At 67.9% G+C, this 15,522-nt stretch carries 15 protein-coding genes; 14 read left to right on the top strand and 1 reads right to left on the bottom strand.

Going from position 1 to position 15,522, the window contains the following annotated elements; translation table 11 throughout:
* The first annotated feature begins 1 nt into the window (after position 1).
* The 14 genes from C1931_RS10470 (at position 2) to C1931_RS10405 (ending at position 14,855) form a co-directional block, all read left to right on the top strand.
* Complete coding sequence (locus C1931_RS10470) at positions 2 to 1,279, top strand: FAD-dependent oxidoreductase (protein WP_108756272.1); 1,278 nt, start codon at positions 2 to 4, stop codon at positions 1,277 to 1,279.
* Positions 1,276 to 2,043: a DUF1365 domain-containing protein gene (locus C1931_RS10465; protein ID WP_108756271.1), complete on the top strand. Its 768-nt coding sequence runs from the start codon at positions 1,276 to 1,278 to the stop codon at positions 2,041 to 2,043. Before C1931_RS10470 ends, C1931_RS10465 begins: the two co-directional genes overlap by 4 nt.
* Positions 2,040 to 3,299, top strand: coding sequence for a cyclopropane-fatty-acyl-phospholipid synthase family protein (locus C1931_RS10460; RefSeq protein ID WP_108756270.1), 1,260 nt, complete (start codon positions 2,040 to 2,042; stop codon positions 3,297 to 3,299). Before C1931_RS10465 ends, C1931_RS10460 begins: the two co-directional genes overlap by 4 nt.
* Before the next feature lies 1 nt (position 3,300).
* Positions 3,301 to 3,849 carry a DUF2878 domain-containing protein gene (locus tag C1931_RS10455; protein WP_108756269.1) on the top strand — a complete coding sequence of 183 codons (549 nt, stop codon included), beginning with the start codon at positions 3,301 to 3,303 and terminating at the stop codon, positions 3,847 to 3,849.
* The gene (locus C1931_RS10450) at positions 3,846 to 4,631 is read left to right on the top strand and encodes a DUF1295 domain-containing protein (RefSeq protein WP_108756268.1); all 786 of its coding nucleotides are present in this window, start codon (positions 3,846 to 3,848) and stop codon (positions 4,629 to 4,631) included. Before C1931_RS10455 ends, C1931_RS10450 begins: the two co-directional genes overlap by 4 nt.
* Positions 4,628 to 5,704, top strand: coding sequence for a class I SAM-dependent methyltransferase (locus C1931_RS10445; RefSeq protein ID WP_108756267.1), 1,077 nt, complete (start codon positions 4,628 to 4,630; stop codon positions 5,702 to 5,704). Before C1931_RS10450 ends, C1931_RS10445 begins: the two co-directional genes overlap by 4 nt.
* 12 nt (positions 5,705 to 5,716) lie before the next feature.
* The gene (locus C1931_RS10440) at positions 5,717 to 6,250 is read left to right on the top strand and encodes a lipocalin family protein (protein WP_108753194.1); all 534 of its coding nucleotides are present in this window, start codon (positions 5,717 to 5,719) and stop codon (positions 6,248 to 6,250) included.
* A gap of 73 nt (positions 6,251 to 6,323) precedes the next feature.
* Positions 6,324 to 6,587: a CD225/dispanin family protein gene (locus C1931_RS10435; protein ID WP_108753195.1), complete on the top strand. Its 264-nt coding sequence runs from the start codon at positions 6,324 to 6,326 to the stop codon at positions 6,585 to 6,587.
* An 86-nt stretch (positions 6,588 to 6,673) separates the two neighbouring features.
* Positions 6,674 to 7,813 (top strand): SPFH domain-containing protein, encoded by a 1,140-nt coding sequence (locus C1931_RS10430; RefSeq protein WP_108749724.1) that lies wholly within the window; start codon positions 6,674 to 6,676, stop codon positions 7,811 to 7,813.
* Between the two features lie 21 nt (positions 7,814 to 7,834).
* Entirely contained in the window at positions 7,835 to 9,193 is a 1,359-nt protein-coding gene (locus C1931_RS10425) for a hypothetical protein (protein ID WP_108756266.1), read from the top strand.
* On the top strand, positions 9,190 to 9,477 hold the full coding sequence (locus C1931_RS10420) for a hypothetical protein (protein ID WP_108749726.1): 288 nt from the start codon (positions 9,190 to 9,192) through the stop codon (positions 9,475 to 9,477). The genes C1931_RS10425 and C1931_RS10420 overlap by 4 nt, the downstream gene beginning before the upstream one ends.
* A gap of 74 nt (positions 9,478 to 9,551) precedes the next feature.
* Entirely contained in the window at positions 9,552 to 12,350 is a 2,799-nt protein-coding gene (locus C1931_RS10415) for a PAS domain-containing protein (RefSeq protein ID WP_234412802.1), read from the top strand.
* Between the two features lie 75 nt (positions 12,351 to 12,425).
* The gene (locus C1931_RS10410) at positions 12,426 to 12,971 is read left to right on the top strand and encodes an AprI/Inh family metalloprotease inhibitor (protein ID WP_234412801.1); all 546 of its coding nucleotides are present in this window, start codon (positions 12,426 to 12,428) and stop codon (positions 12,969 to 12,971) included.
* 213 nt (positions 12,972 to 13,184) lie between these two features.
* A complete protein-coding gene (locus C1931_RS10405) occupies positions 13,185 to 14,855 on the top strand; it encodes a tyrosinase family protein (protein WP_108756264.1) in 1,671 nt (556 codons plus the stop codon).
* On the opposite strand, the gene C1931_RS10400 is transcribed toward C1931_RS10405, so the two are convergent.
* Positions 14,852 to 15,460: a TetR family transcriptional regulator gene (locus C1931_RS10400; protein WP_108756263.1), complete on the bottom strand. Its 609-nt coding sequence runs from the start codon at positions 15,458 to 15,460 to the stop codon at positions 14,852 to 14,854. The genes C1931_RS10405 and C1931_RS10400 overlap by 4 nt on opposite strands.
* Between the last annotated feature and the right edge of the window lie 62 nt (positions 15,461 to 15,522).

The following is a 15,522-nucleotide window of genomic DNA, read 5'->3' as shown; positions in this document are numbered from 1 at the left end:
CATGCGCATCGCAATCATCGGATCGGGCATTGCAGGGCTGGCCAGTGCCTGGTGGCTGGACGGCGAACATGAAGTCACGCTGTTCGAGGCCAACGATTATCTGGGTGGGCATACCCACACCCATGACGTCACCGTGGATGGGCGCCCGCTCGCCGTCGATACCGGCTTCATCGTCTTCAACGAGCAGCACTACCCGCTGCTCACCGGGCTGTTCAACGAGCTGGGCGTGGCCTCGCAGCCCACCACCATGAGCTTTTCCATGCACAGCGAGCGCAGCGGCGTGGAGTACAACGCCACTTCGCTTGATGGCTTGTTCTGCCAGCGCCGCAACCTGGTCTCGCCGCGCTTCTGGGGCATGCTGGCCGACCTGCGCCGCTTCTATCGCCAGGCGCCGGCCCTGCTGCAGGAAGAACACGGCCCCACCCTGGGCCAATACCTGCAGCAGCACGGCTACGGCCAGGCCTTCGTCGATGAGCACCTGCTGCCGATGGCCTCGGCGCTGTGGTCGTCGCCCACGGCCACGGTGCTGGACTTCCCGGCGCGCTACCTGGTGCAGTTCATGGCCAACCACCAGATGCTGCAGATAACCGGGCGCCAGCCGTGGCGGGTGGTACGCGGCGGTTCGGTGCGCTACGTGGATGCCCTGCGCGCGCGCTGGCAGGTACGCGAACGCCTGGAGTGCCCGGTACACGCGGTGGAACGCCTGCCGTGGGGCGTACGCATCCACAGTGCCGCCGGCGTGGAAGGCTTTGATGAAGTCATCCTGGCCTGCCACAGCGACCAAGCCCTGGCCCTGCTGCAGCAGGTGGACCCAGTGGAACGCGCGGTGCTGGGCGCGATCCGCTACCAGCCCAATGAAGCCGTGCTGCACACCGATGCCTCCCTGCTGCCGCGCAACCGCAAGGCCTGGGCCGCATGGAATGCCCATGTGCCGCGCGCGCCCGATGCGGCCTGCACGGTCAGCTACTGCATGAATCTGCTGCAGGGCCTGCCCGGCGATACGCCACTGGTAGTCACCCTGAACCGCAGCGATGCCATCGATCCGGACAAGGTGCTGCGCCGCCTGCAGTACGCGCACCCGGTGCACGACCACGCTGCCGTACGCGCACAGCAGCGCTGGGGTGAAGTGCAGGGTCGCCACCACACGTGGTTTGCTGGCGCCTACTGGGGCTGGGGCTTCCACGAGGACGGCATCCGCAGCGCCCGCCGGGTGGTGGATGCGCTGCGCGAGCGTACCGCCCAGGCCAGCAGCACCTTCGATGTGGAAGTGCCGGCATGAGCGGCAGCGCCCTCTACTTCGGCCATGTGCTGCACCGCCGTCACCAGCCGCACGCGCATGCGTTCCGCTACCCGATCGCGCAGCTGCTGCTGGATCTGAACGAACTGGACAGCGTGTTTGCCGGGCGCTGGCTGTGGTCGGTGAACCGCCGCAACGTGGCCGAGTTCCGCCGCAGCGATTATTTCGGCGATCCGGACCAGCCGCTGGCCGATGCCGTGCGCGACCATGCGGCCCGCGAGCTGGGCTATCGCCCACAGGGCCCGGTGCGGCTGCTCACCCACCTGCGCTTTGGCGGCCATGTGTTCAATCCGGTCAGCTTCTACTACTGCTATCGCGCCGATGGCCAGACCCTGGACTGCATCGTGGCCGAGATCACCAATACGCCCTGGAAAGAGCGCCACGCCTACGTGCTGCCGGTTGCGCGTGCCCTGCATGGCAACCAGGATCTGCGCTGGCAGTTCGACAAGGCCTTCCATGTATCGCCGTTCATGGCCATGGATTGCCACTACGACTGGCGCTTCAACCTGCCCGGCGAGCAACTGCGCGTGCACATGCAGGTCTGGCGCGACGGTGTGCGCCAGTTCGATGCCACCCAGAACATGCAGCGCCGGCCGCTGGATGGGCCCGGCCTGGCCCGGGTGCTGGCCGCCTACCCCCTGATGACCGTGCAGGTGGTGGCCGCCATTCATTGGCAGGCCCTGCGCCTGTGGCTGAAGCGCAACCCTGTGCACGACCACCCTTCCCTTGCCGAGAAACCGCGATGAACGAACTCACTCCCTCGGTGTCCCTGGCCCCGCCCGGCGCGCTGGACGCCTTCCTGCGCCGCCGCCTGCTGGACCAGCTGGCACCGCTGCGCGAAGGCAGCCTGCTGGTGCGCGATGCCTTCGGCGAACAACGGCTGGGGGAACCCGGCGGCGAGCTGCACGCCACGGTGACCATCGAAGACCCGGCGTTCTATCGCAAGGTAGCCGCGCAGGGCAGCGTGGGTGCGGGCGAGAGCTATATCGACGGTGATTGGCGCTGTGAGGACCTGGTGCCGCTGGTGCAGCTGCTGGTTCGCAACCGCGACCTGCTGGACGGCATGGAGCGCGGCCCGGCGCGCGTGGGCGGCTGGCTGCTGCGCGGCTGGAACCGCCTGCGCCGCAACAGCCGCGCCGGCAGCCGGCGCAACATCGCCGCCCACTACGACCTGGGCAACGACTTCTTCAGCCTGTTCCTGTCGCCGGACCTGATGTATTCCTCGGCACTGTTCGCCAACGAACAGGAAACATTGGAAGCCGCATCTCAGCGCAAGCTGGACCGCATCTGCCAGCAGCTGCAGTTGCAGCCGGGCGACCGCGTGGTGGAAATCGGCACCGGCTGGGGCGGCTTCGCCCTGCATGCCGCACGGCACTACGGCTGCCATGTGACCACCACCACCATTTCCGCCGAACAGCACGCGCTGGCGCAGCAACGCGTGCGCGAGGCCGGCCTGCAGGACCGCATCGTCCTGCTTACCCAGGACTACCGCGACCTGCAGGGGCCGTTCGACAAGCTGGTCTCGATCGAGATGATCGAAGCCGTTGGCGCCGAATACCTGGACACTTACCTGGCCACCCTGCAGCGCCTGCTGAAGCCCGATGGTGTAGCCCTGCTGCAGGCGATCACCATCGAAGACCATCGCTACGAGCAGGCGCGCCGCAGCGTGGACTACATCAAGCGCTTCGTGTTTCCCGGCAGCTTCATCCCCTCCATCAACGCGATCATGGCCGCCAAGACCCGCAGCAGCGACCTGCAGCTGGTGGCCCAGCACGACTTCGGGCACTCCTATGCCCTGACCCTGCGCGCCTGGCGGCAGCGCTTCCTGGCCCAGCGCAGCGCCGTGCAGGCACAAGGCTTCGACGCGCGCTTCTGCCGCCTGTGGGAGTTCTATCTGGCCTACTGCGAGGGCGGCTTCCTGGAGCGTTCGATCGGCGTGTCGCACCTGTTGCTGGCGCGCCCCGGCTTCCGCCCCGCCGGCAATGCCGGGCAGGCGGTGTGAGATGCGCCGCACCTGGGTCAATCTGCTCGGCAACCAGGCAGTCTGGCTGTGCGCCGTGGCCGGTGCCGCACGCGGCTGGCAGTGGCCGGCCCTGCTGGCCGCGACGATCTATATCGGCAGCCAGTTGATGACCTCGCCACAGCCCCGACTGGACCTGAAACTGCTGGCGCTGGCCCTGGCCTGCGCGTGGCTGGTGGACGGCGTGGTGGCCGCCACCGGCAGCGTGCGCTATGCCGCCGCCCCATTCGGCTGGGCACCACCGCCGTGGATCTGTGCGCTGTGGGCCGCCTTCGCCATGACCCTGACCGCATCGATGGCCTTCCTGCAGCGGCATTGGCTGCTGCCGATCCTGTTCGGCCTGCTGCTGGCGCCGCTGGCCTACCTGTCGGCCGCACGCGGTTTCGATGCGGTCGCCTTCGCTGAACCCCGTTGGCAGGGCCTGGCGCTGCTGGGCCTGGGCTGGGCGGTGGCACTGCCGCTGCTGGTCGGTATGGCCCGCCATGGCGCCCGCGCACCGCGCCGGCCCCTGCTGCAGAGGGCGCGACCATGAGCGGCCTGCTGTGGGTGCTGCTGTATGCCGCGCTGGTGATGAGCTGGGGTTGGGCCTGGCAGCGCCGCCACGACAACATCGGCGTGGTCGATGTGCTGTGGGCCAAGGGCGTGGCGGCCGCTGCGCTGCTGCTGGCCTGGTTGGGTGAGGGGGTGCCGGCACCGCGTATCGCGCTGGCGGTGCTGGGCGGGCTGTGGGGCACCCGGCTGGCCCTGCACCTGTGGCAGCGCGTGCGCCACGAAGACGAAGACGGTCGCTACCGCTACCTGCGTGAACACTGGCACGGCCACCAAGGCAAGATCTTCGGCTTCTTCATGGCGCAGGCGCTGCTGGTAGTGCTGTTCGCCCTGCCGTTCGTTGCGGTGGCCGCCAATACCAGCACGCAGATGGGGGGCTGGATCGCCGCGGCGGTGGCAGTCTGGCTGCTCAGCGTGGGCGGTGAAAGCCTGGCCGACCGCCAACTGGCGCGTTTCCGCGCCAACCCGGCCAACAAGGGCCGCACCTGCCGCGACGGCCTCTGGCGCTACTCGCGGCACCCCAACTATTTCTTCGAATGGCTGCACTGGTTCGCCTACGTGCTGCTGGCCGTGGGCTCGCCGCTGTGGTGGCTGGCCTGGGCCGGCCCGCTGCTGATGTACGTGTTCCTGCGCTACCTCAGCGGCGTTCCGTTCACTGAAAAGCAGGCGCTGCGCAGCCGTGGCGAGGACTACCGCCAGTACCAGCGCAGCACCCCGATGTTCTTCCCGTGGTTCCCCCGCTCGCCCAAGGATCCCTCGCCATGAATGCGGTCACTTCGCTCACCCCACCCACCCTGGTTGAAACCGGACTGACCGGCTGGGCCGAACGCGGCTGGCTGCCCGATGCCGCGCTGCGCCTGGGCATCCGCCGCATGTGTGCGCAACGCCTGGCCGAAGAACAGGCCGGCGGCCTGCAGGCGCAGTCGCAACGGTTCCAGCAGCGCCTGCAGGAACTGTCCAGCAGCCCGCTGGCACTGCACGTGGATGCGGCCAACCGCCAGCACTATGAAGTGCCTGCCGCGTTCTTCCAGGCGTGCCTGGGCCACCGGCTGAAGTACAGCAGCTGCTATTACCGTACCGGTCACGAAACGCTGGACCAGGCCGAGGATGCGATGCTGGCACTGTATGGCGAGCGCGCCGGCCTGGCCGATGGCCAGGACATCCTGGAACTGGGTTGCGGCTGGGGCTCGCTCACCTTGTGGATGGCCGAGCGCTATCCCACGGCGCGCATCACCGCCGTGTCCAACTCGCACAGCCAGCGCGCGCACATCATGGCCCAATGCGAAGCGCGCGGGCTGCGCAACGTGCAGGTGCTGACCCGTGACGTGAATCTGCTGGAGCTGCCCGGGCACGCCTTCGACCGCTGCGTCTCGGTGGAAATGTTCGAACACGTGCGCAATTACGCGCAGCTGCTGGGGCGCATCGCAGGCTGGCTGCGCCCGCACGGCGCGCTGTTCGTGCACATCTTCGCGCACCGCACGCTGATGTACCCGTTCGAAACCGAAGGCGATGACAACTGGATGGGTCGTCACTTCTTCACCGGCGGCCTGATGCCAGCCGCCGATACCCTGCTGCATTTCCAACACGACCTGCAGCTGCAGCAGCGCTGGCTGCTGGACGGTACCCACTACCAGCGCACGGCCAACCATTGGCTGGCCAACCAGGATGCAGCGCGCGAAGAACTGCTGCCCTTGCTGGCCCAGACCTATGGCAGCGACGCCGCCGCACGCGTGTGGTGGCAGCGCTGGCGCATGTTCTGGATGGCCTGCGCCGAGCTGTTCGGCTACGACGACGGCCAGCAGTGGCTGGTTGCCCACTACCTGTTCCGCCCCCGCTGAGCGAGGCCCACCATGCGCATGCCGCCGCTGTTTTCCCTGCTGGCCGTGGCCCTGTTCGGCACCGGCTGCAGCAGCCAGGACACCCGCCCCCTGCCGCGCCCGGCGTCGGTGGATGTGCCGCGTTTCATGGGCGACTGGTACGTGATCGCTCATATTCCGTCCTGGCCCGAACGCGAAGCCTTCGATGCGGTGGAAAGCTACGCACCGCGCCCCGATGGCCGCATCCAGACCACCTTTACCTACCGCAAGGGCAGCTTCCAGGCGCCGCTGAAAACCATGCACCCCATTGGCCGGGTGGAACCGGAAGGCGCCGGCGCGGTCTGGGGCATGCAGTTCGTCTGGCCCATCCAGGCCGAATACATCATCGCCTGGGTCGATACGGACTACGGCCAGACCATCGTCGGCCGCAGCAAGCGCGACTACGTCTGGTACATGGCCCGCACCCCGCAGGTGAGCGAGGCCCAGTACCAGCAGGCGGTCGCCCGCATCCAGGCGATGGGCTATGACATCAGCAAGTTGCGACGGGTGCCTCAATCCGTGCGCTAGAAGCGCAACGTGCCGTTCCAAAGGCCCATGGGCTGCCCCATAATCGCGCCTCCAAAATGGAGGAAACGTTTTCATGGAGAATGCAGCACCGGCCAATCCGCCCAAGGATTACCTGTTCGCCGCGATCCTGAGCATCTTCTGCGGCTTCTGGCCCTTCGGCATCGTGGCCACCGTCTACGCCAACAAGACCTCGTCGCTGAAGGCGACCGGGCAGATGGGTCCGGCCGCCGTCACCTCGCGCAAGGCCCTGCGCTGGATGATCGCCTCGTTTGTGACCCTGCCGGCCCTGCTGGTGGTGCTGATCGGCTGGGGCCTGATCAACCGGGCCATGATGTAACCGCCGCAGCGGGGGTGGTTTCCACCCCCAACGCGCCCTGCCCGCGCTGATATATAGTCTGCCCAGACAATCACACGGAGCAGGTCATGGGTCTGGTACAGGCGGTCAAGGGTGCGGTAGGCGGTGTTCTGGCCGACCAGTGGAAGGATTTCTACACCGTGCCGACGGGCCTGCCGTCCACGGCGGCGCTGTTCGCGGCGGTGCCGCGTGGCACCAATGCCGGGCGCGGCTCCAACACCAGCGGTTCGTCCAACATCATCAGCAACGGCTCGAAGATCGTCGTGCCCGAAGGCTATGGCCTGCTGCTGTTCCAGGACGGTGCCATCACCGCCTTCGTGGCCGAGCCCGGTGGCTATGAATGGCGCTCGGACGATCTGAACTCGCAATCGATCTTCGCCGGCGATGGGCTGGTCAGCACCTTCATCAAGCAGAGCTGGGAACGCTTCAAGTTCGGCGGCCAGCCCGGTTCGCAGCAGGCAGCGTTCTTTGTCTCGCTGAAGGAACTGCCGGACAACCGTTTCGGCACCCAGTCGGAAATCTACTGGGACGATGCCTTCCTCAATACCCAGGTTGGTGCGGTCACCCGTGGCTCGTACACGCTGAAGATCGTTGACCCGATCCTGTTCGTGAAGAACTTCGTGCCGGCCAGCTACCTGCAGCCCGGCCAGGTGTTCGATTTCACCGACATGGACAATGCCGCCGCCACCCAGCTGTTCAATGAAGTGGTGGGTTCGCTGGCGCCGGCCTTCAGCCTGTACAGCAACGACCCGGCCAAGGGCAACCGCATCACCAAGCTGCAGCAGGATTCGATCGGCTTCGCGCAGAGCCTGTCGGCCGCGGTGGAACAGGCCTACCAGTGGCAGAGCGATCGCGGCCTGGCCATCGTCAAGACGGCCATCGTCTCCATCGAGTACGACGCCAACACCCGCGAACTGCTGAAGACCGTGCAGCGCGCCGACGCTCTGTCCGGTGCGCGCGGCAATTCCAACCTGCAGGCCAGCGTGGCCCAAGGCATCCAGTCGGCCGGCGAGAACGGCGGCGCGGCCGGCCTGGTGGGCGTGGGCATGGCCTCGGGCATGTTCGGTGCCGGCAACCTGCAGCAGCCCACCGCCCCGGCGGCGGAAGACCCGGTGGCCAAGCTGAAAAAGGCCAAGGAAATGCTGGACCTGGGCCTGATCACGCAGAGCGACTACGACGCGCTGAAGGCCAAGGCGCTGGGGCTGTAACCGGCAGGACCGACCACCACCATGTCCGATCCACGCAACAGCCCGCCGCCCCTGCCCCCCGTGCCGCCCGCTGCACCCACGCCGCCGCCCCTGCCCGGGGCGGCGCTGGATGGACCCGGCTCGCCGCAGGATGTACCGCCGCCGCCCGGCAGCTTCCCGCTGGACACCTCGAAACTTCCGCAGGCGATCCGCGATGAGATCGAGGCGCCCGACCCGCTGGCCATCGACACCGCGGCCAGCGAACTGAAGGACGGCCTGAACCGCTGTCCCAAGTGTGGCGCCACCGATATCCGGCCACGGTTGGGCACCGACATCCTGGTCTGCCAGTTCTGCCGCCACGAATGGCACGGCGCCCGCGTGGAGGAAGCCTTCGGCCTGGGCGAGGCCATCGGCGAGCTTCGCGGCACGGTGATCGCCAGCGGCGCGCGCGACATCGATGCCGACCTGTCGGCACTGATGACCTTCAAGTGCACCGGCTGTGGCGCCGAGGTGACGGTCAATACCGAAAGCACCATGACCGCCCGCTGCCACTGGTGCCGGCACGTGTTCGGGGTGAACGAGCAGATTGCCAACGGCGCGGTGCCCGACGCGGTGCTGCCGTTCCATATCCGCAAGGACGACGCCGTCGCCCGCATCCGCCAGTTCGTGGACAAGCGGCGCATGTTCGCGCTGAAGGCGTTCAAGGACCAGTTCACCCCGGAAAACGTGGTGGGCGTGTACCTGCCCTACATGATCGTGGACGGCAATGTGAGCGCGGCAGTGGCCGGCAAGGGCGAGATCAAGACCCGCGAGTACACCCGCGGCACGGAAAAGAACAAGCAGACCTACTACGATGCCGACATCTACCAGGTGGAACGCCAGGTGGATTTCACCGTAGACGATCTGCCGCTGGAGTCCTCGGCCGACCGCGGCAATCTGGACACCCGCGCCAACACCAACAACATCATCAACACCATCCTGCCGTTCGATACCAAGAACGCGGTGAAGTGGAACGCCTCCTACCTGGCAGGCTTCACCTCGGAAAAGCGCGACCTGGACGTGGAAAAGCTGCGGCCGCGGCTGGAAGACCAGCTGCTGTCCATTGCCCGCGCGCAGGTGGAGCGCAGCGTGAACCGTTACGACCGCGGTGTGCGCTGGGAACAGGAACAACTGCAGGTGCACGGTACCCGCTGGGTGGCGATGTACCTGCCGGTCTGGCTGTATTCCTACCACCAGCCCGGCCGCAACGGCGGCATGCTGCACTACATCGCGGTGAACGGCCGCACCGGTGAAACCATGGGCAGCGTGCCGGTGCAGCAGTGGAAGCTGCTGCTGGCCGCGCTCACCACCGGCACGATCATCGAAGCCCTCGCAATCGCCTTCCTGGTGGCAACGACATGAGTGATGACGCTGGTCTCTGGTTGCTGGCCGCAGGCCCGGCAGGCGCCACGGCGCTGTACTGGGCGCTGTACCGCTACTACCGCAACACCGACAAGTCGCACGGGTTCGAGCACGAAACCGAGATCGACGCCAAGCCGGTCACCGGCTCGGACCGGCGGGTGGACAGCATTACCGGCACCCAGGAACGGCGCGTGCGCGGTGACAACGTGCATGACTACCGCAAGCGGGTGGCACGGGTCGCGCCCGATCCCGACCGCAACGGGCCACCGGGCACCACGCCCTGACCACACCCGGCTGATCTAGACTGGCGCCCCCGCCGCTGGCGGCCGGGGCCCACTCTTTAGCTGCCGAGACCGCCGTGAACGCTGCACCCCCGAACGATTTCCCTGCGGCACGCGCTGCGGCCAGCGTGAACATGGCCTTGGCCGCCGGCGCCATCGTCGGCACCTGGTTCTGGGACGTAACCAACGACCAGCTGACCGTGGATGCCTACCTGGCCCGCGCCTTTGGCCTGGACCCGGCACTGGCCGGGCAGAAGCTGCAGCTGCACGACGTGCTGGGCGCCATCCACCCCGACGACCTGCCCGGGCTGACCGCCGCCATCGACGCCGCCGTGCGCGACGGCGACCGCTTCGCCCACCCCTACCGTGCGCGTGGCGAGGACGGCCAGTACCACTGGCTGGAAGGCATCGGCCGGATCGAGCGCGATGCCAGCGGCCGCGCGACCGGGTTCCCAGGCGTGCTGATCGACATTGACGAGCGCCTGCGCGTGCAGGCCGAACGCGACCAGGCACAGGCGCTGCTGCGCTCGTTCATGGAAGCCGCGCCCGGTGTGATGTACGCCAAGGACCGGAAGGGCCGGCTGCTGATGGGCAACCATGGCGCCACCGAACTGATCGGCCTGCCGCCGCAGCAATACGTGGGCCGGACCGACGCCGAACTGTTGGGCGACCCCGCGCAGGCCGCGGCAGTGATGGCCACCGACGAACGCATCATGGCCAGTGGCCGCACCGAACAGCTGGAAGAGAAGATCAGCTACGCCGATGGCCGGCAGGCCTGGTGGCTGTCCACCAAGGCGCCACTGCGTGATGCCGATGGCACCGTCATCGGGCTGGTCGGCACCTCGCTGGACATTACCGACCGCAAGGCCGCCGAAGCCGAGCGCCTGGATATCGAGGAGCGCTACCGGCTGGCCGCGCAGGCCACCAACGATGCCATCTGGGATTGGCGCATCGTCGATGGCCACGTGATCTGGAACGAAGCGGTCAACCACTTGTTCGGCCACGCGGTGAAGACCTCCACGGCGCAGTGGTGGCTGGACCACATCCATCCTGACGACCGCGCACGGGTGGATGCCAGCATCCACGCCGTGATCGACGGACAGGGCAGCGCCTGGATGGACGAGTACCGCTTCCGCCGCGCCGATGGCAGCTATGCCGATGTACTGGACCGCGGCGCGGTGCTGCGCGATGCACAGGGTCAGCCGCTGCGCATGATCGGTGCCATGCTGGACCTGTCCGCGCGCAAGGCCGCCGAAGCCGCGCTGGCCGATAGTGAGGAGCGCCTGCGCCTGGCCACCGACGCCAGTGAACAGGGCTTCTGGGATGTGGACCTGGTGCGCGACCTGCTGATCTGGCCGGCCCGTACCAAGGCCATGTTCGGCATCTCCGCCGGTGCACACGTAACCATGGACGACTTCCGCGCCGGCCTGCACCCCGACGACCGCGACGCCACCCTGGCCGCGCTGGATGCGGCCGCAGATCCGGCCCGGCGTGCCAGCTACGATGTGGAATACCGCACCGTCGGCAAGGAAGACGGCATCGTGCGCTGGGTGGCCGCCACGGGCCGTGGCATCTTCGAGCACGGCCAGTGCGTGCGCATGCTGGGCGTGGCCATCGACATCACCCGCCGCAAGGCCGCCGATGCGCGCCTGCAGGAACTGAACGAGCAGCTGGAAGCACGCGTGCACGCCGAAGTGGCCGAACGCCTGCGGGTGGAAGATGCCCTGCGCCAGAGCCGCAAGATGGAAGCGGTAGGCCAGTTGACCGGCGGCATCGCACATGACTTCAACAACATGCTGGCCACGGTGATCGGCCCGCTGGATCTGCTGGCACTGCGCATCGACAGCAGCGACAGCCGCGCCCACCGTTACATTGAAATGGCGCTCGATGGTGCCCAGCGTGCCGCGCAGCTGACCCAGCGCCTGCTGGCGTTCTCGCGGCAGCAGCCGCTGCAACCGGTCGCCCTGGACAGCAATCACCTGCTGGCCGGCATGAGCGATCTGCTGGTGCATTCGCTGGGCAGCAGCATCATGCTGGAAACCGTACTGGGCCGCGATCTGTGGTGGACCCACGCCGACGCCAACCAGCTGGAAAACGTGATCCTGAACCTGGCCGTGAATGCCCGCGATGCCATGCCCGGCGGCGGTCGCCTGAAGGTGGAGACCGGCAACTGCCGCATCGACATCGGCAACGCGGCGTCCCATCCCGGCATTCCTGCAGGCGACTACGTGCTGATCGCGGTCAGCGACACCGGCACCGGCATGGCGCCGGACGTGCAGGCGCGCGCCTTCGATCCGTTCTTCACCACCAAGGACGTCGGCCAGGGCACGGGCCTGGGGCTGTCGCAGGTCTATGGCTTCGTGCAGCAGTCGGCGGGCCATGTGGCGCTGGACTCCAGCCCCGGCAACGGCACCTGCGTGCGCGTCTACCTGCCGCGCCTGCTGGGTGAAGCGGCGCCGTCGGCGCGGCCGCCCTCACGCAGCCCGGCCACGCCGCCGGACGGAGGCGCCGAGCGCATCCTTGTGGTGGACGATGACGAGGCGGTGCGCCGCTTCTCGGTCGATGCGCTGACCGAGCTGGGCTACGACGTACTGTCCGCCGATGGCGCCGCCAGCGCCCTGCCCCTGCTCGATGCCCATCCGAACGTCGCCCTGCTGTTCACCGACGTGGTGATGCCTGAAGTCAACGGTCGCCAGCTGGCCGAGCAGGCGCTGGCCCGGCATCCCGGGTTGAAGGTGCTGTACGCAACGGGCAACAGCCGCAATGCGCTGGTGGACGACGGTGTGCTCGATGCCCGGGTGCAGCTGATCGGCAAGCCCTTCACCATCGACGAGCTGGCCACCCGGGTGCGGGTTGCACTGGCGCAGACCGGCTAGTTCACGCCTCCGATGCAGGGCCGGGGCCAGGCTGGGCGCGCGCGCCCTTCCGCCGCTCCCCTCGAGGCACCGACCATGGTCATCCGCACCCGTTCCGTGCTGCTGTTGATGTCGTCCAGCCTGGCCCTGGCAGGCCCCCTGCCCGCCACCGCGCAGGACGCCCCGCCACCGGTGGGCGAACAGAGCACCACCACGCAGACCACCTCCAGCGAGACTACCCAGACACGCAGCAGCCGCAGCGAGATCGACATCAGCATCGACGACGGCGCTGACGACGACTGGGGTGAGAGCCGGGGCCATGGCGCACGCCACCGGCGCGACGATGTGGACGAACGCGACCTGTTCGGCCAGTGGACCCTGGGCCAGGAAGGCGGCAACAGCTGCACCATTGAACTGAAGGACAGCACCTGGTTCGGTGGCTACGGCGCCTGGGTGCCGGCCGGTTGCCCCGACGGCGTGTTCTCGGTGAACCGCTGGCTGCTGTCGGGCAACGACCTGCTGCTGACCGATACCAACAACACGGTGATCGCGCGCTTCCGCCAGAGCGGCAGCGGCCGCTGGTCAGGGCGCCGGGTCGCCGATGGCGCCCGCCTCTACCTGAACCCCCAAGGATCGCGCTGACAACCGGCGCAGCGTCTTTCCGAGTGTGCCCTGCTGCCCAGAACCGGGCCGCAGGCGGTGCCTATACTACGGCCGCCTGCCCCCGGTTGCCGCTGCGCCACCGCCACGGGCAGGCAACGGACGGGATGTATCCGTTGGGCCCGCGGCCACGCCGCCGGCCCCTGCCGTGCTGTGCGACCCCATGCGGTTCCACCACACACCAGGAAGGATGCCATGCGCCTCACACGACGTGATTTCCTCGCAACCACCGCCAGCGCATCGCTGGCCTCGCTGGCGCCGGCGGCACTGGCCGACGATGCCCCTGCGGCCGCCGCAGCCGGCGCGGCGCGCTTCCAGCGCTACAGCGTCACCAGCCCACAGGGCCAGCGCATGCTGGCCAGCTATGCGCGCGGCATCCGCGCCATGCTGGCATTGCCGCCCGACGATCCACGCAACTGGTTCCGCAATGCCTTCGTGCACCTGATGGACTGCCCGCACGGCAACTGGTGGTTCTACGTCTGGCACCGCGGCTATGTGGGTTACTTCGAACAGACCATCCGCAGCCTCAGCGGCGATCCGCAATTCGCCATGCCGTACTGGGACTGGACCGAACTGCCGAAGATCCCACCGTCGATGTTCGAGGGCGTGCTGACCCCCACCGACGCGGCCTATTCGCGCTACACCCGCAACCTGGCGGTGTTCACCGATTTCATCAAACCGGCTCTGCAGCGCTACTGGGCCACCCTGGACCCGGACCAGCGCAAGCAGTTGTCGCTGCGCGGCTACAACAGCATGGACGATGTCTGGAACGATGTGACCGGCTACAACGCCAAGGAACAGACCGGCATTTCCGGCAATGCCGCCTACGCGGTCACCTGCGGCGCCCGTTACCTGTGGAACGACCACCCGCAACTGGACCCGAAGACCGCCTCGGCAGTATCGCCCGATACCATCCGCGCCGGCCTGTCACCGCAGGACTTCAACAACCCCGACATCAGCCGCAGTTTCACCAGTTCGCGCACCGCCTCGCACGTGCTGCAACCCGACGGCGCCACGAAATTCTCGGTGCTGGAAGGCTTCCCGCACAACAAGGTGCACAACTGCATTGGCGGCGTCGGTGCGGTCGATCCCGGCCCTTACGGCAACATGACCAACTTCCTGTCACCGCTGGATCCGATCTTCTACCTGCACCACGCCAACATGGACCGCCTGTGGGATGTCTGGACCAAGCAGCAGCAACGCTTCGGCCGCCCGATCATGCCCACCGATCCGGCCACCCGCGAACAGTTCATGCGCGAACCCTTCCGCTTCTTCGTCGATGCCCAGGGCCGCCCGGTGGGCAACAAGACGGCGCGCGATTTCTTCACCACCCAGGCCTTCGACTACGACTACGACTACGCGTACGGTGCCGGTGCCAACGCGGTGGCCAGCGCGGCGGCCGCTGCTGTTCCTGGTGCCGCCGAAGCAACCCTGGTGCGCGGCACCCGTGCGCAGGACGCGGTGCGTGTGGCCGTACCGCGCGCGGCCGTGCGTGCACACCTGGCCGCCACCGAACCGCGCCAGCTGATTGCCGAAGTCACTCTGGAGCGCCCGCAGGGCCTGCAGAATGCGCGCGAATTCGACGTGCTGGTGAACGCCCCGGCCGGCGTGCGCAGCGTGGATGCGGACAGCCCGTACTATGCCGGCACGGTGTCGTTCTTCGGTCCCAGCATGCCGGGCATGGACCACAGCCATCCGACCACGTTCGCGGTGCCCTTGCCGCAGAAGCTGGCGGCCTTCAGCGGGCTTTCGGCCGCCGCGGGCGGCAGCACCACGCTGGAAATCCGCCTGGTCGCCTCCTCGGGGCAGGCGCCGCAGGCATTGCCGGTGTTGGACGCGGCGATCCTGGTGGCGCCGCTGCGCTAGCGTTCCACCTGCGACAGCATGGCCACCGCGCCGTCGATCAAGGCCTGCATGCCCCGTTCGAACTCGGCTTCGGCCGCCGCCGCATCGTAGGGGCGGCGGTCGGTGTCGATGGGCAGGTGGCGCGAGTACACCGTATCGGCCAGCGCAACACAGTGGTAGGCCACGGTGGACAGCAGCCACGCCGCCTGCGCAACCGACAGACCATGTGCAGCGGCGAACGCGGCCTGGTGCTGCTGGATGCGCAGCACCATCTGTTCGGTCTTGGCACCGTGGGTGGCCAGGAACGGGGCCAGCCCCGGATTCTGGTCTACCAGGGCGCGCAGCGAACGATGGAACGCCAGCAGGTCGGCCTGCAGCGTACTGCCCCGCCCTGCGTCTACGGCCGGTGGCTGCCAGCGCTCGAAGATGACCTCGGCCACCAGGCTGCGCAGCGCGGCCAGGTTGGCCACATGCTTGTACAGCCCGATATGGCTGACGCCCAGCAGCCCGGCCACGCCCACGATGCTCAGCTTCGGCAGGGTCATCGCAATGCCGGCATCGGCGATCCGCTCGCGGGTGATCGACGGCGGTCGGCCGCGCGCGGCAGGTGTGTGGGGTGCAGCCATGGAACTCCGGTGCGGCAGGTGGACAGGAACCCGGCCATGGTGGTCACCGCGCGGGCGCAGGT

The sequence above is a fragment of the Stenotrophomonas sp. YAU14A_MKIMI4_1 genome (genome assembly GCF_003086855.1).
Lineage (GTDB): Bacteria > Pseudomonadota > Gammaproteobacteria > Xanthomonadales > Xanthomonadaceae > Stenotrophomonas.
This window is presented reverse-complemented; position numbering and strand designations above follow the sequence as displayed.

Excerpts from the sequence above, each read along its gene's own strand:
- C1931_RS10470 (WP_108756272.1), top strand. The coding sequence starts at position 2 with ATGCGCATCGCAATCATCGGATCGGGCATTGCAGGGCTGGCCAGTGCC.
- C1931_RS10465 (WP_108756271.1), top strand. The coding sequence starts at position 1,276 with ATGAGCGGCAGCGCCCTCTACTTCGGCCATGTGCTGCACCGCCGTCAC.
- C1931_RS10460 (WP_108756270.1), top strand. The coding sequence starts at position 2,040 with ATGAACGAACTCACTCCCTCGGTGTCCCTGGCCCCGCCCGGCGCGCTG.
- C1931_RS10455 (WP_108756269.1), top strand. The coding sequence starts at position 3,301 with ATGCGCCGCACCTGGGTCAATCTGCTCGGCAACCAGGCAGTCTGGCTG.
- C1931_RS10450 (WP_108756268.1), top strand. The coding sequence starts at position 3,846 with ATGAGCGGCCTGCTGTGGGTGCTGCTGTATGCCGCGCTGGTGATGAGC.
- C1931_RS10445 (WP_108756267.1), top strand. The coding sequence starts at position 4,628 with ATGAATGCGGTCACTTCGCTCACCCCACCCACCCTGGTTGAAACCGGA.
- C1931_RS10440 (WP_108753194.1), top strand. The coding sequence starts at position 5,717 with ATGCGCATGCCGCCGCTGTTTTCCCTGCTGGCCGTGGCCCTGTTCGGC.
- C1931_RS10435 (WP_108753195.1), top strand. The coding sequence starts at position 6,324 with ATGGAGAATGCAGCACCGGCCAATCCGCCCAAGGATTACCTGTTCGCC.
- C1931_RS10430 (WP_108749724.1), top strand. The coding sequence starts at position 6,674 with ATGGGTCTGGTACAGGCGGTCAAGGGTGCGGTAGGCGGTGTTCTGGCC.
- C1931_RS10425 (WP_108756266.1), top strand. The coding sequence starts at position 7,835 with ATGTCCGATCCACGCAACAGCCCGCCGCCCCTGCCCCCCGTGCCGCCC.
- C1931_RS10420 (WP_108749726.1), top strand. The coding sequence starts at position 9,190 with ATGAGTGATGACGCTGGTCTCTGGTTGCTGGCCGCAGGCCCGGCAGGC.
- C1931_RS10410 (WP_234412801.1), top strand. The coding sequence starts at position 12,426 with ATGGTCATCCGCACCCGTTCCGTGCTGCTGTTGATGTCGTCCAGCCTG.
- C1931_RS10405 (WP_108756264.1), top strand. The coding sequence starts at position 13,185 with ATGCGCCTCACACGACGTGATTTCCTCGCAACCACCGCCAGCGCATCG.
- C1931_RS10400 (WP_108756263.1), bottom strand. The coding sequence starts at position 15,460 with ATGGCTGCACCCCACACACCTGCCGCGCGCGGCCGACCGCCGTCGATC.